The sequence below is a fragment of the Pseudomonas sp. UBA5706 genome, from assembly GCF_002419965.1.
Taxonomy (GTDB): domain Bacteria; phylum Pseudomonadota; class Gammaproteobacteria; order Pseudomonadales; family Pseudomonadaceae; genus Aquipseudomonas.
The window spans coordinates 100908-124624 of record NZ_DIHC01000041.1; the positions used below are offsets into that span (position 1 = coordinate 100908).

Sequence of the window (23717 nt, forward strand, 5' to 3'; positions counted from 1 at the left end):
AACTGACGAGTTAACGATGCGCTCGGAAAAATCAGACGGGGTGCGGGGTGACAACTGTAACAATCACGTCTAGCGAGTCGCTAATTTCTTATCTTTCAGAGGGTTATAGCGTGCATCTTCATCCCTTTTCACACCGCGACCATGACTGGCTGGTCGAGTTCCGGTCTTACGACGGGGCAAAACTAATCGATCTGACGAACGGGGCAGAAATATTTTTTGGGAATTAGGTAAAGACGCCGATACACTCCGCAACGGACGGCTGAAACGGCTTGTGACATATAACTGCTTGGCATAAAAGCAGGCTCACAAAGTCTTTTTAGGTTTAAAGGATTTCCCTTACCTTTGCAGCCAGCTGTTAACGCGGTCTAGTCAATTAGTCTTGGGGACATTGACTCGCCGAGTCAGGTCCGGCGCTAATCGCGCATCCGCGGTCTTGAGCCTTCGGTCTCAGCGCCAAGGAACTACAAAAATTAGATTCAAGAGGAGCGATACACAATGAAGAAGTCCACCCTGGCCTTGGCCGTATCGGTAGGCGTAATGGCCACACAGGCTAGTGCAGCTGGTTTTTTTGAAGACAGCAAGGCAACCGTCAGTTCCCGTACCCTGTATTTTGAAAACGACAACCGTGAGCAATTCGGCACGGCCAAGGCTTCCGACCAGCGTCAAACGTCCACGGGCCTGCTGTTCAACTTCATCTCTGGCTATACCCCTGGCACCGTAGGCTTTGGTCTGGACGTACAGAGCATGGTCGGCATCAATCTGGGTGGTGGTATCACTCACCACGGCGTGGGCACTGCCAACACCGTGACGCCGGTTCAGACCGACGGCACACCGGTTGACGAGTGGGATCGTACCGGTGCGAACGTGAAAGCCAAGATTTCCAAGACCGAACTCAAGCTGGGTAACGCGCTGCAGCCTAACTTGCCGATTCTGGTGTCGAACGATGGCCGTTTGCTGCCACAGACCTTTGAAGGTGGCGTCATCACCTCCAAGGAACTGGAAGGTTGGACCTTCACTGCCGGTAAGCTGACTCAGGGTGCGAGCCGTGCGTCGAGCAACTACTCGGGTATGGCCGTTGCCGGTGGCACTCAAGACTCCAACAGCTTCACCTTTGCGGGCGCTGACTGGAAAGTCACCAAAGACCTGACCTTGCAGGCTTACCACTCGGAGCTGGAAGACTACTACAAGCAGACTTTCCTGGGCTTGGTACACGTCTTCCCGATCGCCGATGACCAGTCGTTCAAGACCGACCTGCGTTACTTCGACAGCCGTTCGGATGGCAAGAACGGTGAAACCGGCTACGTGTTCAACAACAACGGCGGCTATGCAAAGCACGTTGGCGAAGTTGACAACAAAACCTGGTCTGCCATGTTCACGTACACCTTGGGCGGCCACTCCCTGTTGGTTGGTCACCAGGATGTCGGCGACGACGGCGGCTTCGTCTGGATGAGCAACGGCAACATCACCAAGGACGGCACTTCCGCGACTCACAGTGAGGGCCAGGGCGGTTCGAGCTTCTATCTGTTCACTGACTCGATGATCAACCAGTTCGCACGCGCGGGTGAGACCACCAACTTCGGTCAGTACTCCTACGACTTCGCACGTCTGGGTGTTCCAGGCCTGAAAGCCGCATTCGCTTACCTCAAAGGTAACAATATCAAGTCCCAACGCGGCAACCTGGGCGACAGCTCGGAATGGGAACGCGACATGCGCATCGACTACGTGTTCCAGGACGGTCCTCTTAAAGGCTTCGGCGCTACCGTACGTCGTGCTAACTACCGTGGCGACTTCTCCGGCACCAATGCTCAGAACAGCCACATCGCTGACCAGGATCAGACTCGTCTGATCTTCAACTACACCTACGCTTTCAAATAAGCGTCGGTTGGTTAAAAAGAGCCCCGCCTGGCGGGGCTTTTTTATGCTCTAAATAAAGGTTTTAACTGTCTTTTATAGCGATAAGTGCGAGCGCCATCGCTTTTCAGTCTTTCAGTTTTAATCTTTTTGCAGGCACAGTGTCCCAATAGCACACGCACGCTAAAGGAGCTGACTGTATGAGCCTCAAACTCGGCGACATCGCCCCCGACTTCGAACAGGAATCCAGTGAAGGCCGCATCAGGTTTCATGAGTGGCTGGGCAACAAATGGGGTGTGCTGTTCTCCCATCCTGCCGACTTTACCCCTGTGTGCACCACTGAGCTTGGCTTCACCGCAAAGCTTAAGGACGAGTTCGACAAGCGCAATGTGAGAGCTATCGCCCTTTCCGTGGACTCGGCTGAATCACATGTCAAATGGATCGAGGACATCAACTCGACCCAGAACACCACCGTCAACTTCCCTATCCTGGCGGATGCGGATCGCAAGGTCTCGGACCTGTACGACTTGATCCACCCCAATGCCAGCGAGACGCTGACCGTGCGCTCGCTGTTCGTGATCGACCCGAACAAAAAAGTGCGCCTGACCATTACCTATCCCGCCAGTACGGGTCGCAACTTTCACGAGATTCTGCGCGTCATCGATTCGTTGCAGTTAACCGACAGCCACAAGGTGGCGACGCCCGCGAACTGGAACGATGGCGACGATGTGGTGATCGTGCCTTCGATCAAGGACGAAGAAGAAATCAAGCAACGCTTTCCGAAGGGCTATAAGGCCGTTACGCCTTATCTGCGCCTGACCCCGCAGCCTAACCGCTGACCGTTCTGTTTCAACCATGACATTCGGGCCGATTTATCGGCCCTTTTTTTTGTTTCAAAGTCGACCTTGTCAAGCTGTTCGCTACTCTCCGGCGTCTCCAGATTGCCGTGGCGAAACGTCCTGGGAGAACTGAAGCTGAGAGGTGCTGACACGTCCAGCCGAGGCGTTTTTCCAGTAGCTGATTTATATATTCAATTTGGTGCTAACCAAATGAATAAATATGATTTTAGTGAATAACAAACCCCTGTTAAGGTCTCTCCGTCCTGGCGAGATGGCCAGCTATGTATTCCTCATCACGCCTTACTGGTCCGCCATCGGACGAGCAGGTGCCACCTGTATTAGCTACAAGCAAAGGAGCGTGCCATGCGCACTGTCATTTTGCGTCGAGGCCTGGTCGCTCTGTTTGCTGCGGCGGTGTCCCTGGGCGTTCTCAATCAAGCTCAGGCCGACACCCTGCGCATCGGTTACCAGAAGTACGGCACGCTGGTTCTGCTCAAGGCCAAGGGCTCGCTGGAAAAGAAGCTGGCCGACCAGGGCGTGCAGGTGCAGTGGACCGAGTTTCCAGGCGGGCCACAGCTGCTTGAAGGCCTGAATGTGGGCTCCATCGATTTCGGCGTCACCGGTGAAACCCCGCCGGTATTCGCCCAGGCAGCAGGCGCCGATCTGCTCTACGTGGCCGCCGAGCCGCCTGCGCCGACCAGCGAAGCGCTGCTGGTGCCCAAGGATTCGCCGATCCAGTCGGTGAAAGATCTCAAGGGCAAGAAAGTCGTCCTGAACAAAGGCTCCAACGTTCATTACCTGCTGGTGCGGGCGCTTGAAGAGGCGGGCCTGAAATACAGCGATATTCAGACCGTGTTCCTGCCGCCAGCCGATGCCCGAGCTGCTTTCGAGCGTGGCAGCGTCGATGCCTGGGCCATCTGGGACCCCTATCAGGCGGCCGCTGAACAACAGCTGCAGGCGCGTACCTTGCGCGATGGCAAGGGCATCGTCGATAACAATCAGTTCTATCTGGCGACAAGGCCCTACGCACAACAGCATCCGAAGGTGATTCAGACCCTGGTCGAAGAAGTGCGTGCAGTAGGTGAGTGGTCCAAGGCCAACCCGGACGAAGTGACCAAACAGGTCGCGCCGCTGCTGGGTTTACCGCAAGACATCACCCGGATCTCGGTCAAGCGTCAGGGTTACGGTGCACAGTTCATCTCTGCTGAAACCATCGCCGCGCAGCAGAAAATTGCCGATACCTTCTATCAACTCAAGTTGATCCCTAAACCGCTCAGCATCGCCGATGTGATCTGGACGCCACCCGCTGCTGTCGCGAAAGCGCAGTAAGCCTGGGCACTAAGAGGAGACAACTCCATGAGCGTGGAAAAAATCACTCACAGACTGGCGCCCTGGCTGCTACCGGTCTTGTTGTTGGCGATCTGGCAACTGGCGGTGACCGCCGGTTGGCTCTCCACCCGAATCCTGCCTGCGCCCAGCGCGGTCATCGAAGCAGGCGTGACGCTGGTGCGCAGTGGCGAAATCTGGACCCACCTGGCGATCAGCGGCTGGCGAGCAGGCATCGGTTTTGCCATCGGCGGCAGCATTGGCCTGGCGCTGGGCTTCATCACCGGTTTGTCGAAATGGGGCGAACGCCTGCTCGACAGCTCGGTACAAATGATCCGCAACGTGCCGCATCTGGCGCTGATCCCCCTGGTGATTCTGTGGTTCGGAATCGACGAGAGCGCAAAGATTTTCCTGGTAGCGCTAGGCACCCTTTTCCCGATCTACCTGAACACATACCACGGTATCCGCAACATCGATCCGGCCCTGGTGGAGATGTCGCGCAGCTATGGATTGTCGGGCTTTGCATTGTTCCGTCACGTGATCCTGCCGGGAGCAATGCCATCGATTCTGGTCGGCGTGCGCTTCGCCCTGGGCTTCATGTGGCTGACGCTGATCGTAGCGGAAACCATTTCGGCCAGCTCCGGCATTGGCTATCTGGCGATGAACGCCCGTGAATTCCTGCAGACCGACGTAGTGGTGCTGGCGATCGTGCTGTACGCGGTCCTCGGCAAATTGGCAGACCTGGCGGCGCGTGGTCTGGAGCGGGTCTGCCTGCGTTGGCACCCGGCGTATCAAGTGGCTAAAGGTGGCGCGCAATGAGCAATCTCCAACAACCGGCAAACCTGTTGCGCGGGATTCCGCTCCAAGTCCGCAAGCTGAAGAAAACCTTCGGCTCGCGGGAAGTATTGAAAGATATCGACTTGCACATTCCGGCAGGACAATTTGTCGCCGTGGTCGGCCGCAGCGGCTGTGGCAAAAGTACCTTGTTGCGCCTGTTGGCGGGCCTGGACAAGCCGACCAGCGGGCAATTGCTGGCCGGGAATTCATCGCTGGCCGACGCCCGTGAAGACACCCGCCTGATGTTTCAGGAAGCGCGCCTGCTGCCCTGGAAACGCATCATCGACAACGTCGGCCTGGGCCTGAGCGGTGACTGGCGCGGCAAGGCGCTCGAAGCGCTGGAGGCCGTAGGTCTGGCCGAGCGCGCCCATGAGTGGCCGGCTGCATTATCGGGTGGACAGAAGCAGCGTGTGGCGCTGGCCCGGGCGTTGATTCACCAGCCACGCCTGTTGTTGCTCGATGAGCCACTGGGTGCCCTGGATGCCTTGACCCGTATCGAGATGCAGCAACTGATCGAAAACCTGTGGCAAAAGCACGGCTTCACAGTGCTGCTGGTGACGCACGACGTCAGCGAGGCCGTGGCCATCGCCGACCGCGTGCTGCTGATCGAAGAAGGCCGCATCGGCCTTGATCTGCAGGTCGAATTGCCTCGGCCGCGTGCGCGCGGCTCGTACCGGCTGGCCGCACTGGAAACCGAAGTGCTCAACCGCGTGCTGTCGCTTCCCGGCAGCCCGCCCGAACCCGAACCGACTTCACCGCTGCCCACGCAGTTGCGTTGGGCCAACTAAATCCGGGAGCAATCTTGCCCCGGATCTGATCTCACAAAGGAAGCCATACCATGACTATCAAAGCCATCAACGTACGTAACCAGTTCAAGGGCACCATCAAGGAAATCGTGACCGGCGACGTACTGTCCGAAATCGACGTACAGACCGCTTCGGGCATCGTAACGTCGGTCATCACCACCCGTTCGGTAAAGGAACTGGAGCTGGTGGTCGGCAGTGAAGTGATCGCATTCGTGAAATCCACCGAGGTGTCGATCGCCAAGTTGTGATCAATGCGCTGTGAACGACCCCGGAGGGTGCGAGCCCTTCGGGGTTTCTTGCTGTGCGGAATTTGATGGCTACCGAAACGGGTAGGCGGCGAGTAATCGCATGGTCCGGCGGGGCGCTACCGGACCTCGACCCGCTTGGGCAAAAACGGTGGCAGATACAGCCCCAGATACGCGTTGAACACCCGCCTGCCTTCCTCGGCCATGCGCGGGGTGATGGTGTTGTGCAGTTGTACGGAGCGGGCATAGACGCGGTCGGCCAGCTCCAGGGCCAAGGCGAAGACTTCGACATCATCGGGCAGTGCAGGCAGCTGGTAGTGCTTGGCGAACAGCTCATGCATCAGGTTGCCCAGCTCGACGTCGTGCTGACGGTCCGCCTGGGTGACTTCGGTCAGGCCGTGCTGCGCGAGGATCAGCTGGCGAGCGGCGGCATCCTCACTGTAGATGTTGAGCATGCGCGTCTCGACCAGTCGTGAAAGGTCGTGCCACTGGCCAAGGTGCTCGTGATCGATGGGCTGCTGAAGGCTTTCGCGAAAGGCTGCGTGGATATCGGCGGTCAACGCTTCGAGCAGCGCCGGGACGCTGGAGAAGAAGTGGTAGACGGAGGAGGGCGGAATCTCTGCGCGCTCGGCCACGCTGTAAATCGACAGACTTGCCACGCCATCCGACGCCAGTAGCGTACGGGCCGCATCGAGAATCGAATCGATCCGGGCCTGGCTGCGCGCGCGGGGTTTGCGGGGTGTGGCGGGGCGGGTCATCGAGGCGTCTCGGCGTTGAAGTCTGGCGCATTGTACGCGAGCGGGTAAACCGCGCGCATTCCTGGAGGCGCCTGATAAAGGGTGCCGAAAACGCTGTGGTCGCATGGTTTGCTGGTGGTTGCCGTTTCAAGGGCGCTGCCGCCGGCAAGCTGCCCTGTTGCCGATCCGGGCTTCAAATAGCGGCCGTCTAAAATAAAAAACGCCCCCAACCGCAGCGATTGGGAGCGTTCTTTTTATTTCACACACTTGTCAAACGGTGTGCAGGTACCAGTTGTATTCGAGGTCGGAGATGGAGTGCTCGAACTCCTCCAGCTCGCTTTCCTTGCACGCCACGAAGATATCGATGTACTTCGGATCGATGTACTTGGCCATGACTTCGCTGTCGTCCAGCTCGCGCAGGGCATCGCGCAAGTTGTTCGGCAGGCTCTGTTCATGCTGTTCGTAGGAGTTGCCCGAGACCGGCGCCCCCGGCTCGACCTTGTTGGTCAGGCCGTGGTGAATACCGGCCAGCACCGAGGCCATCAGCAGGTATGGGTTGGCATCGGCACCGGCCACCCGGTGTTCGATCCGCACGTTATCGGCCGTGCCGGTTGGCACGCGAACCGCGACCGTGCGGTTATCCAGCCCCCAGGTGGGCGAGTTGGGCACGTAAAACTGAGCACCGAACCGGCGATACGAGTTGACGTTCGGGCAAAGGAACGCCATCTGCGCCGGTAGGGTCTCGAGCACACCGCCGATCGCATGACGTAATGCGGCGTTCTGCTCGGGATCCTCGCTGGTGAAGATGTTTTTGCCATCGCGATCCAGGATCGAGATGTGTACATGCAGGCCATTGCCTGCCTGGCCCGGATAGGGCTTGGCCATGAAGGTGGTGTCCATTTCATGGTCGTAGGCGATGTTTTTGATCAGTCGCTTGAGCAGCACTGCGTAGTCGCAGGCTTTAAGGGCGTCGGCGGTGTGGTGCAGGTTCACCTCGAACTGCGCCGGAGCACTTTCCTTGACGATCGCGTCGGCAGGGATGCCTTGCTCTTTGGCACCTTCCAGAATGTCCTGGAGGCAGTCTACGTACTCGTCGAGGTCGTCGATCAGGTACACCTGAGTCGAGTGCGGGCGTTTGCCGGAAATCGGCGAGCGCGGCGGTTGTGGACGACCGTTCACGTTCTCCTGGTCGATCAGGTAGAACTCAAGCTCGAACGCCGCGCAGATGGTCAGGCCCATTTCATCGAATTTGGCCACGACCTGGCGCAGCACTTCACGTGGGTCGGCGAAAAACGGCTCGCCTTCCAGTTCGTGCATGGTCATTAACAGTTGTGCGGTAGGACGCTTCTGCCAAGGCTCATTGCAGAGAGTGTCGGGGATCGGATAACAGATTCGGTCAGCATCGCCGATGTCCAGGCCCAGGCCGGTGCTTTCCACCGTCGAGCCATTGATATCCAGTGCGAAAAGAGAAGCTGGGAGGTTGATGCCTTTTTCGTAAACCTTATGGAGGCTGGTGCGTTCGATGCGCTTGCCGCGCACCACTCCATTCATATCTGCAATCAGAAGGTCAACGTATAGAACCTCAGGATGTTCCTTAAGGAACGCGTTCGCTTCGTTGAGCTGAACGGCACGCGGGGGTACCGACATGATGCAACACCTTTGTTGTTGAAAATATCAATCATCGAGCATTACGGGGTTCAGTCAATCCGAAAGCCCTGATGAAGTCAAGAGAGCCCCGGTTTGCCCTAAAACGGCGCCATTAAGCCAGTTTTGCCGCACTTTAGGGCGGTTTTTCGCTGTTGGAGACATCCGAAACAGCGATCTTGATCGGGGCGTATTTTATTTTTTACGGGGTTGTTGTGTAAAAAAATGAACAAGGCTAAGCTCGGTCGCAACCCATAACAGCAATAACACCGGGGGTCACATGTTTCGCCTTCCGCTGATCGGCGTCGCCGCCTGCACTCAGCAAATCGGCCCGCATGCCTATCACGTCAGTGGTGACAAATACGTCCGCGCAGTCGCTGTTGCTGCCAAGGGCCTGCCGCTGATTCTGCCGTCTCTGGCAGAGCTTATCGATCCGGCCGATATCCTCTCGGTGGTCGATGGGCTGGTCTTCACCGGCTCTGCATCCAACGTCGAACCCTACCACTATAGCGGTCCAGCCAGCGCGCCCGGTACTGCTCATGATCCTGAACGCGACCGTACCACCTTACCTCTTATTCGTGCCGCTGTGGCTGCCGGCGTGCCGGTGTTGGGAATTTGTCGCGGGTTTCAGGAGATGAACGTGGCGTTTGGCGGCAGTCTGCATCAGAAGGTTCATGAGACGGGAACCTTCCTGGACCATCGTGAGCCAGATAACGAACCTGTTGAAATTCAATATGCGCCAAGCCATTCGCTGCACATCGCGCCCGGTGGAATGCTGGCCGGATTGGGACTGGCCGACGAGATTCGTGTCAATTCACTTCATGGTCAGGGCATCGAGCGCCTGGCGCCCGGGTTGCGCGTTGAGGCCACGGCCGCCGATGGCTTGATCGAGGCGATCTCCGTTCCCCCGGGCGCGCCTTTTGCTTCAGCCGACGTGTTCGCACTCGGCGTTCAATGGCATCCCGAGTGGCAAGTGATGCAGAACCGCGACTATCTTTCAATTCTTCAGGCGTTTGGCGATGCCTGTCGAAAGCATGCAATGCGACGTGACGCCCATGCGTCCAGATAACGCCCGGCGGCCATAACGGCGACCGGTTCTGAAACCCCTGAGGTATTTATGAGTACCAACCTCGACCAGCTCACCGATTGGTTGAAAGAACACAGCATTACCGAAGTCGAGTGCATGATCTCCGACCTGACCGGTATCACGCGGGGCAAGATTTCTCCGACCAACAAGTTCATTGCCGAAAAGGGCATGCGCTTGCCGGAAAGCGTACTGCTCCAGACCGTGACCGGGGATTACGTCGAAGACGACATTTATTACGAGTTGCTGGACCCCGCAGACATCGACATGTTCTGCCGTCCTGACCAGAACGCGGTGTACCTGGTCCCCTGGGCCATCGAGCCTACTGCACAGGTGATCCACGACACCTACGACAAACAGGGCAACCCCATCGAGCTGTCGCCGCGCAACGTGCTCAAGAAGGTGCTCAAGCTCTACGCCGATCAAGGCTGGCAGCCCATCGTGGCGCCGGAGATGGAGTTTTACCTGACCAAGCGCAGCGACGACCCCGATTACCCTTTGCAACCACCGGTTGGCCGTTCGGGGCGCCCGGAAACCGGTCGCCAATCCTTCTCGATTGAAGCCGCGAACGAATTCGACCCGTTGTTCGAAGATGTCTACGACTGGTGCGAGCTGCAGAGCCTTGACCTGGACACGCTGATTCACGAAGACGGCACGGCGCAGATGGAAATCAACTTCCGTCACGGCGACGCCCTGTCCTTGGCCGACCAGATCCTGGTTTTCAAGCGCACCATGCGCGAGGCGGCGCTCAAGCACGACGTGGCTGCGACCTTCATGGCCAAGCCCATGACCGGCGAGCCCGGCAGCGCCATGCACCTGCACCAAAGCATCATCGAAATCGAGACCGGCAGGAACATCTTCTCCAATGAAGACGGGACGATGAGCCAGCTGTTCCTGCAGCATATCGGCGGTCTGCAGAAGCTGATCCCGGAACTGCTGCCGCTGTTCGCGCCCAACGTCAACTCCTTCCGCCGCTTCCTGCCTGATACGTCAGCGCCGGTGAACGTGGAGTGGGGCGAAGAAAACCGCACCGTGGGCCTGCGCGTCCCGGATGCGACCCCGCAGAACCGGCGGGTCGAAAACCGTCTGCCGGGCGCTGATGCCAACCCCTATCTGGCCATCGCTGCGAGCCTGCTATGCGGTTTTATCGGCATGGTCGAGGGTCTCAATCCGAGTGCGCCGGTCGTGGGACGTGGTTATGAACGCCGCAATCTACGCCTGCCGTTGACCATCGAGGACGCGCTGGAACGGATGGAAAACAGCAAAACGGTCGAGAAATACCTCGGTAAGACGTTTGTCACCGGCTACGTCGCGGTCAAGCGCGCCGAGCACGAAAACTTCAAGCGTGTGATCAGTTCGTGGGAGCGGGAATTCCTGCTCTTCGCGGTCTGAAGACTCTGGGCGTCAATGAGTGTTTGCAGGTTATTGGCGCCCGGCACGTGTTATCCAGTCAATGGAGTGATTCATGAGTTCGAACAATCCGCAAACCCGCGAATGGCAAGCGCTCAGCAGCGACCACCACCTGGCGCCGTTCAGCGACTTTAAACAGCTTAAAGAGAATGGCCCGCGCATCATTACCCACGCCAAGGGTGTTTATCTGTGGGACAGCGAAGGCAACAAGATTCTCGACGGCATGGCTGGCCTGTGGTGTGTAGCCGTGGGTTACGGTCGCGAGGAACTGGCTGACGCCGCCAGCAAACAGATGCGCGAACTGCCTTATTACAATCTGTTTTTCCAGACCGCTCACCCGCCGGCGCTGCAACTGGCCAAGGCCATCTCGGAAATTGCCCCGAATGGCATGAACCATGTGTTCTTCACCGGTTCCGGTTCCGAAGGCAATGACACCGTGCTCCGTCTGGTTCGCCACTACTGGGCGATCAAGGGCAAGCCGGGCAAGAAGGTCATCATCAGCCGCATGAACGGCTATCACGGCTCCACCGTCGCGGGCGCGAGTCTGGGCGGCATGACTTACATGCATGAGCAGGGCGACTTGCCGATCCCGGGTATCGTTCACATCCCGCAGCCTTACTGGTTCGCAGAGGGTGGCGACATGAGCCCGGACGATTTCGGCGTGTGGGCTGCCGAGCAGTTGGAAAAGAAAATTCTCGAATTGGGCGTCGACAATGTCGGTGCGTTTATTGCCGAGCCGATCCAGGGGGCCGGTGGCGTGATTGTGCCGCCGGACACCTACTGGCCGAAGATCAAGGAAATTCTCGCCAAGTACGACATTCTCTTCGTCGCTGACGAGGTGATTTGTGGCTTCGGTCGCACCGGTGAGTGGTTCGGTAGCGATTTCTATGACCTCAAACCCGACCTGATGACCATTGCCAAGGGCCTGACCTCGGGCTACATCCCCATGGGCGGCGTGATCGTGCGCGACGAAGTGGTCAAGGTGCTCAACGAGGGCGGCGACTTCAACCATGGTTTCACCTACTCCGGTCACCCGGTGGCGGCCGCGGTGGGTCTGGAAAACATCCGGATTCTGCGAGAAGAGAAAATCGTCGAACGGGTGAAGTCGGAAACGGCACCATACTTGCAAAAGCGTCTGCGTGAGCTGAACGATCATCCGCTGGTGGGTGAGGTTCGGGGTGTCGGCATGCTTGGCGCTATCGAACTGGTGAAAGACAAAGCCACTCGCCAACGGTATGTCGGTCAAGGTGCGGGCATGATCTGCCGGACGTTCTGCTTCGATAACGGTCTGATCATGCGGGCTGTGGGCGACACGATGATTATCGCGCCGCCACTGGTGATCAGCCTTGCCGAAATCGATGAGTTAGTGGAAAAAGCGCGCAAGTGCCTGGACCTGACCCTTGAGGCACTGCAACGCTGAATCCGAAACCTGTTGCAGCACGGCTTGCCGGCGGTAGGGTCATCCAACCCGCTGTCCGACAAGCCGGACTGCTGCCAACCGGTATTGACGTGCTCAGAGGTGTGGATATCCAGACGGCGAGGGGATTGGCAGGTAGATGAAACCCTTGAACGTTATGCAACTTGGCAGGCTGCTCTGCTTGTAAGCCCGCCCAGGAAATTGCCAGACTAACGGCTGTTTTAGTCGCCGCTAACATAAAACATTGGAGCTGTACGCATGAAGAAATTTGGCAAAACCCTCCTCGCCTTGTCCCTGATGGGCGCAGTGGCCGCAGCTGCACACGCCGATGACAAAGTTCTGCACGTCTACAACTGGTCCGATTACATCGCGCCAAACACCATTGCCGATTTCGAAAAGGAATCGGGCATCAAAGTGGTGTATGACGTATTCGACAGTAACGAGACGCTGGAAGCCAAGTTGCTGGCAGGCAAGTCGGGTTACGACATCGTCGTACCGTCGAACAACTTCCTCGCCAAACAGATCAAAGCCGGTGTTTACCAGGAGCTGGATACGTCCAAGCTGCCTAACTACAAGAACCTTGATCCTGCGCTGTTGAAAGCCGTGTCGATCAGCGACCCGGACAACAAGCATGCTTTCCCGTACATGTGGGGCTCGATCGGAATTGGCTTCAACCCGGAAAAGGTCAAGGCTGCGCTGGGCGCCGACGCCCCGGTCAATTCCTGGGATTTGCTGTTTAAACCAGAGAACGCGGCCAAGCTGAAAAGCTGCGGTATCAGCTTCCTTGATTCGCCAACCGAAATGCTGCCGGTAGCGCTGCACTACCTGGGCCTGCCAACCGACAGCCAGAAGAAGGAAGACATCAAGAAGGCCCAGGACCTGTTCCTGAAGATTCGTCCTTCGGTGACCTACTTCCACTCGTCCAAGTACATCTCGGACCTGGCCAACGGCAACATCTGCGTAGCCGTGGGTTACTCGGGTGACGTGTATCAGGCCAAGGCCCGCGCTGAAGAGGCCGGTGGCAAGGTCAAGGTCAGCTACAACATTCCGAAAGAAGGGGCCGGTAGCTTCTATGACATGGTCGCCATTCCTAAAGACGCCGATAACGTCGAAGGCGCCTACAAGTTCATGAACTTCCTGCTGCAACCGAAGGTGATGGCAGAAATCACCAACTCCGTTCACTTCCCGAACGGTAACAAGGCTGCGACCGAGTTCGTTGACAAAGACATCACCTCTGACCCAGGCGTCTATCCGCCGGCGGACGTTCTGGCCAAGTTGTATGCCATTGCCGACTTGCCAGCCGCCACCCAACGCGAAATGACACGCGCCTGGACCACCATCAAATCGGGCAAATAAGCCGGGTCCAAAGGTGCAGTCAATGACGGCACGTGCATAATCCGTAGCAGTCCGGCTTGTCGGCGGCGTTCGTAAAACGCTGATGCAGGCAAGCCGAATTGCCACGCAGTTCGCTGGACGCACATCCGCCGTACAAAGTTTTTTTGCGAGCAGGGTTTATCGAAGGTAAGTTGCGCGCCGGATTCGTCACAGTCAGTCGTTACTGTCGTCGGCCAGGGCAACAGGCCCACCCACTAAAAAGGACTGCAAACGTGTCTATTTCTTTGTTTTCCAAAGGCTTGCTACTGGGAGCCGGCCTGACGCTCGCCGTCGGCGCCTTCGCGGATTCCACCGTCCGCATTTATAACTGGTCCGATTACATCGGAACCACGACCCTGGCGGGTTTCGAAACCGCCACCGGGATCAAGACCAAATACGATGTCTTCGACTCAAACGAAACCCTGGAAGGCAAGCTGCTGGCCGGTCACACCGGTTATGACGTGGTGGTGCCCTCCAACCACTTCCTTGGCAAGCAGATCAAGGCAGGCGCATTTCAGAAGCTCGACAAGTCGCAACTTCCCAACTACTCCAATCTCGATCCCGAGCTGATGAAGCGCCTGGAAAAAAACGACCCAGGCAATCAGTACGCCGTGCCTTACCTGTGGGGCACCAACGGTATCGGCTATAACGTCGACAAGATCAAGGAAGTATTGGGCGTCGACACTATCGACTCCTGGGCTGTGCTGTTTGAACCTGAGAACATCAAGAAGCTGCAGAAGTGCGGCGTCGCCTTCCTGGATTCGGCTGACGAGATGATGCCCGCGGTGCTGAACTACATGGGGCTCAATCCCAACAGCACCGACGAAAAGGACTACAAGAAGGCCGAGGACAAGCTGCTCAAAGTTCGTCCGTACGTGACCTATTTCAATTCCTCCAAATACATCACGGATCTGGCCAATGGCGACATCTGCATCGCCGCTGGATTTTCCGGCGATGTGTTCCAGGCCAAGGCCCGTGCCGAAGAAGCGGGCAAGGGCGTGCACCTTGCATACTCGATTCCCAAGGAAGGCGGCAACCTGTGGTTCGATATGCTGGCGATTCCGGCTGACGCGCCAGACGTCAAGGCGGCCCATGCCTTCATCAACTACATCCTCAAGCCTGAGGTGATCGCCAAGGTCAGCGATCAGGTCGGTTACGCCAACCCGAACCCTGCCTCGGGCACATTGATGGAGCAGGACATTCGCAACGACGAAGCGGTCTACCCCTCCCAAGAGGTGCTGCAGCGGTTGTACGTCAACTCCGAGTTGCCACCGAAAATCCAGCGCGTGATGACGCGCAGCTGGACCAGGATCAAATCCGGTAAATAAAGACCTGGCGCCCGGCCCTATTGGCCGGGCGCAAAAACAGTTGGGAGTTTCACCCATGGCAGTTGCCTCCGGCGCCTACAAAAAAGCCCTTGAGGGTGGTCAGCAACCGAAACAGGTACTGGTCAAAATCGATCGGGTCACGAAAAAATTCGACGAGACGGTTGCTGTGGACGATGTGTCTCTGCAGATCAACAAGGGCGAAATCTTCGCCCTGCTTGGCGGTTCCGGCTCGGGCAAGTCCACGCTGCTGCGCATGCTGGCGGGGTTCGAGCGGCCAACCGAGGGGCGGATTTTTCTCGATGGCGTCGACATTACGGACATGCCGCCGTACGAACGTCCGATCAACATGATGTTTCAGTCCTACGCACTGTTCCCACACATGACCGTGGCGCAGAACATCGCCTTCGGCCTGCAGCAGGACAAACTGCCCAAGAACGAGATCGACGCCCGCGTGGCCGAAATGCTCAAGCTGGTGCAGATGACCCAGTACGCCAAGCGTAAGCCGCATCAGCTTTCGGGCGGCCAGCGTCAGCGCGTTGCACTGGCGCGTTCGCTGGCCAAGAAGCCAAAGCTGCTCTTGCTCGACGAGCCGATGGGTGCGCTGGACAAGAAGCTGCGTTCGCAGATGCAACTGGAACTGGTGGAGATCATCGAGCGCGTCGGCGTGACCTGCGTGATGGTGACCCATGACCAGGAGGAGGCCATGACCATGGCCCAGCGCATCGCGATCATGCACCTGGGCTGGATCGCGCAGATCGGCAGCCCTGTGGATATTTACGAAACCCCGACCAGCCGTCTGGTCTGCGAGTTCATCGGCAACGTCAACCTGTTCGACGGTGAGGTCATCGAGGACAGGGAGGGCCACGCGCTGATCCGAAGCCCCGAGCTTGAACGCGACATCTACGTGGGGCACGGGGTGACGACTTCGGTGGAAGACAAGCACATCACGTACGCGCTGCGCCCAGAGAAACTGCTGGTGACAACCGAGCAACCCGCCTTCGAACATAACTGGTCGCGCGGCAAAGTGCATGACATTGCGTATCTGGGGGGCCATTCGGTCTTCTACGTAAAGTTGCCCTCCGGCAAGCTGGTGCAGTCGTTTGTGGCCAATGCCGAGCGTCAGGGCACTCGTCCAACCTGGGACGATGAAGTCTACGTCTGGTGGGAAGACGACAGCGGCGTGGTACTGCGCTCATGAAAATCCGAAAGATCAAACGTGCGTTCAATCGAATAAAGCCCAATGGCCGTCAGGCGGTTATCGGCGTGCCCTTCCTGTGGCTTTTTCTGTTCTTCGCGTTGCCGTTTTTGATCGTCATCAAGATCAGCTTCGCCGAGGCCGACGTCGCGATTCCGCCTTACACTGAGGTCTTCACCTACGCCGAGCAGAAGCTCGACGTGGTGCTCAATTTCGCCAACTACGCGTTGCTGACTGGAGACGACCTGTACATCTCGGCATACCTGGGCTCGTTGAAGATGGCCTTCTTCAGCACCTTGCTGTGCCTGTTGATTGGCTATCCGATGGCGTACGGTATCTCCATTGCACGCAAGGAAATACAGACCGTATTGTTGCTGCTGATCATGATGCCGACCTGGACGGCGATCCTGATCCGCGTTTACGCCTGGATGGGCATTCTCAGTAATAACGGCCTGCTCAACGCCTTTCTGATGTGGCTGGGCGTGATCAACGAGCCATTACAGATTCTCAACACCAACCTGGCGGTCTACATCGGCGTGGTCTATTCGTACCTGCCGTTCATGATCCTGCCGCTGTACGCCAATTTGGTAAAGCACGATCAGAGCCTGCTGGAGGCCGCGTCGGACCTGGGGTCGAGCACCTTCAACAGTTTCTGGAAAATTACCGTCCCGCTGTCCAAGAACGGCATCATCGCCGGCTGCATGCTGGTGTTCATTCCGGTGGTGGGTGAGTTCGTCATCCCTGAACTGCTGGGCGGCCCTGAGACGCTGATGATCGGCAAGGTGCTGTGGCAGGAGTTCTTTAACAACCGCGACTGGCCGGTGGCATCGTCGCTGGCGGTGGTGATGCTGTTGATCCTCATCGTGCCAATCATTCTGTTCAACCGCAGCCAGGCTAAAGAATTGGAGGGCAAGGCATGAGAGGCTTCCGATTCTCGAACCTGATGTTGGTACTGGGCCTGGTGTTCATCTACGCGCCCATGGTCATTCTGGTGATCTACTCATTCAACGCCTCGAAACTGGTGACGGTCTGGGGCGGCTGGTCGGTGAAGTGGTACGTCGGCCTGCTGGACAACACGCAACTGATGAGCGCGGTAATGCGCTCGCTGGAAATCGCCTTGTACACCTCGGTAGCGGCGGTTGCGTTAGGTACGATGGCAGCGTTCGTGCTGACCCGCGTGACGCGTTTCAAGGGCCGCACGTTCTTTGGCGGACTGGTCACAGCGCCTCTGGTCATGCCCGAAGTCATCACAGGCCTGTCGCTGTTGCTGCTGTTCGTGGCGATGGCGCAGTTGATTGGCTGGCCACAGGAGCGTGGCATCGTCACCATCTGGATCGCCCACACGACGTTCTGTGCGGCGTATGTGGCGGTGGTCGTTTCGGCGCGGCTGCGTGAGCTGGACCTGTCCATCGAAGAGGCTGCCATGGACCTTGGCGCGCGTCCGTGGAAGGTGTTCTTTCTGATCACCATCCCGATGATCGCGCCCTCGCTGGCCGCGGGCGGCATGATGTCCTTCGCCCTGTCGCTGGATGACTTGGTATTGGCGAGCTTCGTGTCCGGTCCCGGCTCGACGACCTTGCCGATGGAAGTATTCTCCGCCGTACGTCTGGGCGTGAAGCCCGAGATCAACGCCATTGCAAGTCTGATTCTGTTGGCCGTGTCGATCGCGACATTCCTGGTCTGGTTCTTCAGCCGCCGCGCTGAAAACAACCGCAGAAAGGCCATCCAGCAAGCCATTGAAGAAGCGGCAGCAGATGGCTGGAAACAACCGGATCCGCGACGTGCGCAGGTGGTCGAGTCGGTTTGATCGCTCCGTAGTTACAGATGATCGCGCCCACAATCGCGTGGGCGCGATCATTTTGCTTCGACCCGGAGGGCGTGGGAGTCTGGCTTGCCGACGATCTCAGTTCACGCTCCGCGTGGGAATGCATTGCCCGGCGCTCTGCGTCGCCAGGCAGTGAACGCGGAGCGGTTGACCGATCGGCGCAGCGCCGCCTTATCAAGGCTTTTGCGTCACCGGCGCCATCCCATGCGGAGCGTGCGAGAATCCACGTGGAGGTTTGGGGCATTAACGACGTGGCACCAACTTCAACATCTCTTTGCTACTCCCCGCCACATCCCCCTCACTGAACCGCTCCGGCATGTACTGGCCATTTATGTAGGCCTTGGCTTGATCGGCGTAGTGTTTGTCGAACAGCACGCCGCTTTGCCCGACCGGGTTGATGCCCAGCGCATGGGCGGGGTCAGCGAAGTCGATCAGGCGTCTTGTAGAAGGCCCGTAAGTCACCGGCCAAGGCGCAGCAGCGATGCCTGCCGACAGGTTATTCGGTACTTCGTGTGTGCCGGGCGCCGCGAACGTGCCAACGTTGAACAACATGTCCAGCGGTGTCTGGCGACCCAGCGGATGTTCGTGGGTCAGCGTATGCGCCTTGCCCCACGTCCACTCGTCGGCGTTCGCTCCGTACAGCGATTTGAGGTGCGAGACCGCCGCATGCCAAGCCACTTTAACGGTGTTGTCCCGACTCTCGGGTTCGTTGGAATTGCGATTGTTCCACCATGGCGAGTGTGCGTCTGCGGCCAGACGGGACAATGCCATATCGATAACCCGCGTCGATAGCAAGGTTGCGAACATGCCGTCACCCAACTCGTCGTGAAAGGCCTGGTCGCTCAGGTTGAAGAGGAACTGATTGAACAGCGTCGCGCCTACCGAATCCACCGGATAGTCGCCTTTCCAGGCCGCTAGACGTTCGATCAGGTCGTGCTCTTCGGGGTCGCTGATGACGCGCCGCAGCACCGGAATCAGCGGCGTGAGGATCTGCGTCGCATAGTCGGTCCGTGTACCCAGTTGCAGCGCCTTGCTGTTTTCCAGATTCCATTTCACGGTGTCGTCACTCAACTGCCTATCCAGCTCACGACCCCGTTCAGCGAGGTTGTAGTAGCCGGGAATCTCCATGCCGGTGGGCGACGCCGGTTGGAAGTTAGCGGACACGATATAGCCACGGGCAGGATTTTCTTCCTGAGGATTGGCGCTGAAAGGGTAGAAGCCGCTTTTGTCCGCCTGCTCGGTGCTGCCGTCGAGGATGAACGCCGGGTTCACCCCGGCTGGCCGTTTGGGCAACTGCGCGGCGGCCCACCAGCCGATATCGCCTTTGGCGTTGGCGTAGACGACGTTCAGGCCCGGCGATTGAATCTTCTCGGCGGCGCTGCGCATCTTGTCCAGCGTGTCCGCCCGGTTCGCCTCGTAGAAGCCCTGCAGGATCGGGTTCTCCGACTCCAGGTACGACCACCACATGGCGACAGGCGTGTTGCTGCCGTCGTTCGCCAAGACATCGTTGACGATGGGACCGTGCGGTGATTGGCGAAGCATGAAAACGATCGGTGATTCGCCCTTGACCTTGATCTGCTCCGGGCGTGATGTCATGTCAGTCCAGGCACCGTGGTACCAGACCTGATTCGGATTCTCGGGGTTGGTCTTCTCGGCGATCAGGTCGACGTCGTCGTTCTGGAACATGGTCAGGCTCCAGCCGAAGGCCATGTTATGGCCGAGCAGGGCGAACGGATTGAGCGCCTGAAAATGTCCGTACAGTTCGAAACCTGGTGCTGACAATTGCGCCTCGTACCAGACCGCAGGCACTGAAAAACGAATGTGCGGGTCTCCTGCCAGCAATGGCTTGCCACTTTGCGTTCGGCTGCCCGACACCGCCCAGGCATTGCTGCCTTCGAATTGCGGCAAACCTGCATCTTCCAGCGCCTGGGCACTGAGCTGCGCCAGCGCGCCGAGGCCTTTCCAATCGTTGCTGCTCAGGGCTGCAGAGGGGAGCAGCGCGCCTTGAGGCTGCCATTCCAGGTCAAAAACTTTTAGATAGTCCGGGCCGAGTTGGTCGCGCACGTACGTCAGCAGCGGCTCGGTGCGAAACGCAGCCGCGAAGCTGTAGGCCAGATAACCGCCGATGCTCAGGGTGTCCTCGGCAGTGAACGGCCGCTTGTCGATGCCCAGCACGTCGAACTCGATAGGTTTAGGGTGAGTCGCCTGAAATTGATTTACGCCGTCCAGGTAGGCTTGCAGCGCCTGCCAGGCGGGGGTGGTTTTGTCCTGACGGGCGACGTACGCGTCGGCATGCTCGCGAATCCGCAGGCTGCGGAACAGTTTGTCGGTGTTAACCAGTTTCGGCCCGAGCACTTCGGCCAGCTCGCCACGGGCCAGCCGGCGGAGGATCTCCATCTGGAACAACCGGTCCTGAGCATGGACATAACCCAACGCGCGATACAGGTCGTCCTGATGGTCGGCCTTGATGTGCGGCACGCCGCGTTCGTCATAGCGCACGCTGACCGGCGCATGAAGATCGGTTAGGGCAATCTCGCCGTTGCGCAGCGGCTGCTTGCTATGGATATACCAGGCTGCGCCACCTGCGATCAGGATGGCTACAACGGCGATGACGCAAAGGCGGCGTTTCATCCGGCGGCTCGAAAAGAATCAGTTGGAAGCCCGGAAGGCTACAGATTTGTCGCATGGCTGTGTAGCGCGATGAACTGGCTGAACGCCGCAGGGCCGCCCGGCTTATCAGCGTTGACGTTTTGCGGGGCCGCGGCGGTAGACCGTGCTGCTACAGCCGAGCGTATTGTGCCAGGCGGTCAATGCATTAAGCTCAGTCCACGCCCTGAAGAGTCCCGAACCATGCGAATTCCCTCCTGCAGCGTGGCCGTGTTGCTGGCGCTGACCTGCTCTCATGCACTGGCCTTCACTGGCCCGAAAGCAGGCACCGTTGTCGAAGTCAGCCTCGAACAGCTGCATCCGACCCAGGCGGTCATTGGCTTCGATCAGGTCTATTACCAGCTCGAACGCTTTGCCAGGGATCGGCAAAAGCTCTTCGACGAGATCTGCGAAAGCAACGGTCAGGACAAGGCCAGAACGATCAGTGACAGCGCCGATCCGCTGAAGCCCGAAACCTTTGCCTGCACGGATCAGCCCAATACGCATCCGCAAGCGATGAAAACCGTGGTCGTCGGCCCCGGTGGCCAGTTTTATCTCACCGATGGTCATCACACCTTCAGCACGCTCTGGGAGCAACCCGGCGCGGGCCCGAAGATGAAAATGAAAGTGCGAATTACCGACGTCTTCAGCGACAGCGCCGATCAGGCAAACTTCTGGATGCGGATGCAGCAGGCGCACAAGGTCTGGCTCAAGGACGGCAACGGGCAGTCGATTTCCCCTGACCAGTTACCTGCGCATGTCGGGCTGCAATCGATGCACAACGACATCCTGCGCAGCCTGGTGTATTTCGTCCGCGGCGCGGCGTATGGCAAGCCGAAATCGGGCGATATATCACCGGAGTTTCTGGAGTTCTACTGGGCTGACTGGCTGCGCGGTCAACTCGACCTTGGCGACTACAACCTAAGCGAACGCAGCGGCTATCATCGGGCGCTGCAAGCGGCGAGCGATTTGATGGTCAAACCGCCGTCGAGCAAGGTGGTGGGCGGCGGCATGACGGCGAAACAGCTGGGCGGCTTCAAGTCGGTTAAGCACAAAGTGCTGACCAGGACCGCTGATGAAAAGCTGCCGCTGATGATTGATTACAAAGATACGCACTGAGGGGACTGACACCCTTGTAGCAGTCCGGATTGCCAGCCAGACGGACTGTTACAGAGGGGTAGGCTAATCTGCATCAATTGGCCCGCGACCACGGGCAATAACACCCTACCGCCATCGTGTGCGTCGCATTCACCGGTCTTCCTGTCTTGAGCGCTTGAAGGATCGGCTCGATAAAACTGTTCCGTGAGTTGCACACCAGCCCCTCGCTGTAAGGTCCGAAGTACGCGAGATTGCCTTGCCTGTCCCAGATCGCCACCGCCGGGCTTGAGGTTATCCGCTCAGCCCCTGGTAGATGGTCCAGGGGCATGATTGCGCTCATGGCAGGCGGCAATTGTCCGTGAGTGCCTGGCTTGCGCAGCGCATAAAAGTCCACGCTCCCAGTGCCCGAGAAGCGCTCAACCAGTTCGCCCAAGTGCTGCTGATTGCCAACGTTGCATGGACAGGCCGGATCCCAGAAATGCACCACACGTATTCGTCCCGGCCCGGCAAGCGCTGGCGGCAGCTTCAGCGTGTCTCCGGAAAACAGCGCTGTTTGCTCACTGAACGCTCGCACGTATCGACCCTCAAACCATCTGTAGCCCAGCCATAAGGCTGCCGCACAGATGACGGCGGTCAGCGCGAGCAATACGGTGTGACGTCGAGCGAGTGGACGAGCAGTCATGGTCTAACTTCGGTTTGGGTGACGTAGCTTGCCACGCCTGAGAGGACGGAAGAAACTCACAGGCATGCGTCACCCGTGAATTTCTATTTGCCTGATGTGGAATGCCGATGCCCAACACGTTCGACCCCGATCACCTGCGCGCCGGCCTGCAACCGTTGAGTGCGAAGCTGGCGCTCACGCAGGAGCAGCTTGCATATCAGCGCTTCTACAGCCTGGCCGGGCTTGGGCGTGACGGGCAGATCAGCAGCCGACTTGGGCGTTTCGAGGTGGGTGGCTATGAGATCGTCACCCAGTTGTGGACGCCGGAACATCCCGTTGCCACGCTGGTGCTGATGCATGGTTTCTACGACCATATGGGATTATATCGGCATGTCATCGAATGGGCGCTGGACTTGGGCTTCGCGGTGATCTCCTGCGACTTGCCAGGTCATGGGCTGTCCAGCGGTACTCGGGCAAGCATTACCGACTTTGCCGAATATCAGTTGGTACTCGATCGGTTGTTCGCCGAAGCCGACATCCTGCAGTTACCCAAACCCTGGCATCTGTGCGGGCAGAGCACTGGCGGGGCAATCGTTATCGATCATCTGCTCAATCATGGCAACGAGAGCCCGGCTCAGGGGCAAGCGATTCTCCTGGCGCCGCTGGTTCGTCCTCGCGGCTGGACCTGGTCGAAAGTCAGCTATTACCTGTTGCGCACCTTCGTCAAAGGCATTGACCGACGCTTCAGCGAGAACTCCAATGCGCCCGCGTTTCTGCCGTTTCTGATGGCCGATCCTTTGCAGCCCCGGCGTTTGCCGACCGTCTGGGTAGGCGCGCTGGCGAAGTGGATCGAGCGCATCGAAAACGCTCCTCGCAGCCCACGCAGCCCACTGATCGTGCAGGGTGAGTCGGACATGACCGTGGACTGGAGCCACAATCTGGCAGTGCTCAACGATAAGTTCGACCATCCGCAGATCTGCATGCTGCACGAAGCGCGGCATCATCTGGCTAATGAGCTGCCGGAGTTGAGGGCGCAGTTTTTCGGGTTTTTGACCCCGCGCATGGGGTGAGGTTTTTGTTGTTGCTCCTGGCCGCAGGGCGTAGGAGTCCGGCTTACCGACGATCTGCTGGGGACCGGCAGCAAAACCAGTCGGCGCGGTGTGTCAGACAGGCCGGGGTGGCAGGGTTTACGACTGCTGCGCAGCCGATCGCGAGCTAGCTGCGCTCCTACGCCCTTCGGGCAGAGTCAAAGCCGCAGGTCTTTGCCGTGATTGGGTTATGTGCTTGCGGGGCAGAATCAAAAGCCGCAGGTTTTTTGCGACATTCGGTTATGTGCTCGCAGACAGAATCAAGGCGGCTGTGCCTTTGGCGCTATTCAATGTTCTGCCGCAGCA

At 58.4% G+C, this 23717-nt stretch carries 20 protein-coding genes; 16 read left to right on the plus strand and 4 right to left on the minus strand.

Going from position 1 to position 23717, the window contains the following annotated elements; genetic code table 11:
- Positions 1–495: 495 nt before the first annotated feature.
- From B3I26_RS20010 to B3I26_RS20035, 6 genes are all read left to right on the plus strand, one after another.
- Complete coding sequence (locus B3I26_RS20010) at positions 496–1875, plus strand: OprD family outer membrane porin (protein ID WP_296260199.1); 1380 nt, start codon at positions 496–498, stop codon at positions 1873–1875.
- A gap of 176 nt (positions 1876–2051) precedes the next feature.
- Positions 2052–2690 carry a peroxiredoxin gene (locus B3I26_RS20015; protein ID WP_296260201.1) on the plus strand — a complete coding sequence of 213 codons (639 nt, stop codon included), beginning with the start codon at positions 2052–2054 and terminating at the stop codon, positions 2688–2690.
- A gap of 363 nt (positions 2691–3053) precedes the next feature.
- Positions 3054–4019, plus strand: a complete 966-nt coding sequence (locus B3I26_RS20020) for a sulfonate ABC transporter substrate-binding protein (RefSeq protein WP_296260202.1) — start codon at positions 3054–3056, stop codon at positions 4017–4019.
- A gap of 27 nt (positions 4020–4046) precedes the next feature.
- The gene (gene ssuC / locus B3I26_RS20025) at positions 4047–4835 is read left to right on the plus strand and encodes an aliphatic sulfonate ABC transporter permease SsuC (RefSeq protein ID WP_296260204.1); all 789 of its coding nucleotides are present in this window, start codon (positions 4047–4049) and stop codon (positions 4833–4835) included.
- Positions 4832–5641: an aliphatic sulfonates ABC transporter ATP-binding protein gene (ssuB, locus tag B3I26_RS20030; RefSeq protein ID WP_133751389.1), complete on the plus strand. Its 810-nt coding sequence runs from the start codon at positions 4832–4834 to the stop codon at positions 5639–5641. Before ssuC ends, ssuB begins: the two co-directional genes overlap by 4 nt.
- A gap of 50 nt (positions 5642–5691) precedes the next feature.
- Positions 5692–5907, plus strand: a complete 216-nt coding sequence (locus B3I26_RS20035) for a TOBE domain-containing protein (RefSeq protein ID WP_062379390.1) — start codon at positions 5692–5694, stop codon at positions 5905–5907.
- A gap of 116 nt (positions 5908–6023) precedes the next feature.
- On the opposite strand, the gene B3I26_RS20040 is transcribed toward B3I26_RS20035, so the two are convergent.
- Both B3I26_RS20040 and B3I26_RS20045 read right to left on the minus strand, forming a co-directional pair.
- Entirely contained in the window at positions 6024–6662 is a 639-nt protein-coding gene (locus tag B3I26_RS20040) for a TetR/AcrR family transcriptional regulator (RefSeq protein WP_296260206.1), read from the minus strand.
- Between the two features lie 249 nt (positions 6663–6911).
- Positions 6912–8288: a glutamine synthetase family protein gene (locus tag B3I26_RS20045; protein WP_296260208.1), complete on the minus strand. Its 1377-nt coding sequence runs from the start codon at positions 8286–8288 to the stop codon at positions 6912–6914.
- Positions 8289–8565: 277 nt separating this feature from the next.
- On the opposite strand from B3I26_RS20045, the gene B3I26_RS20050 reads away from it, so the two are divergent.
- The 8 genes from B3I26_RS20050 to B3I26_RS20085 all read left to right on the plus strand — a co-directional run bounded on the left by B3I26_RS20050 (position 8566) and on the right by B3I26_RS20085 (position 17900).
- The gene (locus tag B3I26_RS20050; RefSeq protein WP_296260211.1) at positions 8566–9354 is read left to right on the plus strand and encodes a gamma-glutamyl-gamma-aminobutyrate hydrolase family protein; all 789 of its coding nucleotides are present in this window, start codon (positions 8566–8568) and stop codon (positions 9352–9354) included.
- Positions 9355–9402: 48 nt separating this feature from the next.
- The gene (locus B3I26_RS20055; RefSeq protein ID WP_296260212.1) at positions 9403–10761 is read left to right on the plus strand and encodes a glutamine synthetase family protein; all 1359 of its coding nucleotides are present in this window, start codon (positions 9403–9405) and stop codon (positions 10759–10761) included.
- A gap of 73 nt (positions 10762–10834) precedes the next feature.
- Positions 10835–12199: an aspartate aminotransferase family protein gene (locus B3I26_RS20060; RefSeq protein ID WP_296260214.1), complete on the plus strand. Its 1365-nt coding sequence runs from the start codon at positions 10835–10837 to the stop codon at positions 12197–12199.
- 255 nt (positions 12200–12454) lie between these two features.
- Positions 12455–13552, plus strand: coding sequence for a polyamine ABC transporter substrate-binding protein (locus B3I26_RS20065; RefSeq protein WP_296260216.1), 1098 nt, complete (start codon positions 12455–12457; stop codon positions 13550–13552).
- Positions 13553–13803: 251 nt separating this feature from the next.
- On the plus strand, positions 13804–14898 hold the full coding sequence (locus B3I26_RS20070; RefSeq protein WP_296260218.1) for a polyamine ABC transporter substrate-binding protein: 1095 nt from the start codon (positions 13804–13806) through the stop codon (positions 14896–14898).
- 55 nt (positions 14899–14953) lie between these two features.
- Positions 14954–16096 (plus strand): polyamine ABC transporter ATP-binding protein, encoded by a 1143-nt coding sequence (potA, locus tag B3I26_RS20075; RefSeq protein WP_296260219.1) that lies wholly within the window; start codon positions 14954–14956, stop codon positions 16094–16096.
- The gene (locus tag B3I26_RS20080) at positions 16093–17013 is read left to right on the plus strand and encodes an ABC transporter permease subunit (protein WP_296260220.1); all 921 of its coding nucleotides are present in this window, start codon (positions 16093–16095) and stop codon (positions 17011–17013) included. The genes potA and B3I26_RS20080 overlap by 4 nt, the downstream gene beginning before the upstream one ends.
- Positions 17010–17900: an ABC transporter permease subunit gene (locus tag B3I26_RS20085; RefSeq protein WP_296260221.1), complete on the plus strand. Its 891-nt coding sequence runs from the start codon at positions 17010–17012 to the stop codon at positions 17898–17900. The genes B3I26_RS20080 and B3I26_RS20085 overlap by 4 nt, the downstream gene beginning before the upstream one ends.
- 261 nt (positions 17901–18161) lie before the next feature.
- Here the strand turns inward: B3I26_RS20085 and B3I26_RS20090 are convergent, their stop codons facing one another.
- Positions 18162–20549, minus strand: coding sequence for a penicillin acylase family protein (locus B3I26_RS20090; protein WP_296260223.1), 2388 nt, complete (start codon positions 20547–20549; stop codon positions 18162–18164).
- 219 nt (positions 20550–20768) lie between these two features.
- On the opposite strand from B3I26_RS20090, the gene B3I26_RS20095 reads away from it, so the two are divergent.
- Positions 20769–21683 carry a ParB/Srx family N-terminal domain-containing protein gene (locus B3I26_RS20095; RefSeq protein WP_296260224.1) on the plus strand — a complete coding sequence of 305 codons (915 nt, stop codon included), beginning with the start codon at positions 20769–20771 and terminating at the stop codon, positions 21681–21683.
- Positions 21684–21756: 73 nt separating this feature from the next.
- On the opposite strand, the gene B3I26_RS20100 is transcribed toward B3I26_RS20095, so the two are convergent.
- Entirely contained in the window at positions 21757–22344 is a 588-nt protein-coding gene (locus B3I26_RS20100) for a DUF6436 domain-containing protein (RefSeq protein ID WP_296260226.1), read from the minus strand.
- Positions 22345–22451: 107 nt separating this feature from the next.
- Between B3I26_RS20100 and B3I26_RS20105 the strand changes: the two genes are divergently transcribed.
- A complete protein-coding gene (locus tag B3I26_RS20105; protein ID WP_296260228.1) occupies positions 22452–23393 on the plus strand; it encodes an alpha/beta hydrolase in 942 nt (313 codons plus the stop codon).
- Positions 23394–23717: the final 324 nt, after the last annotated feature.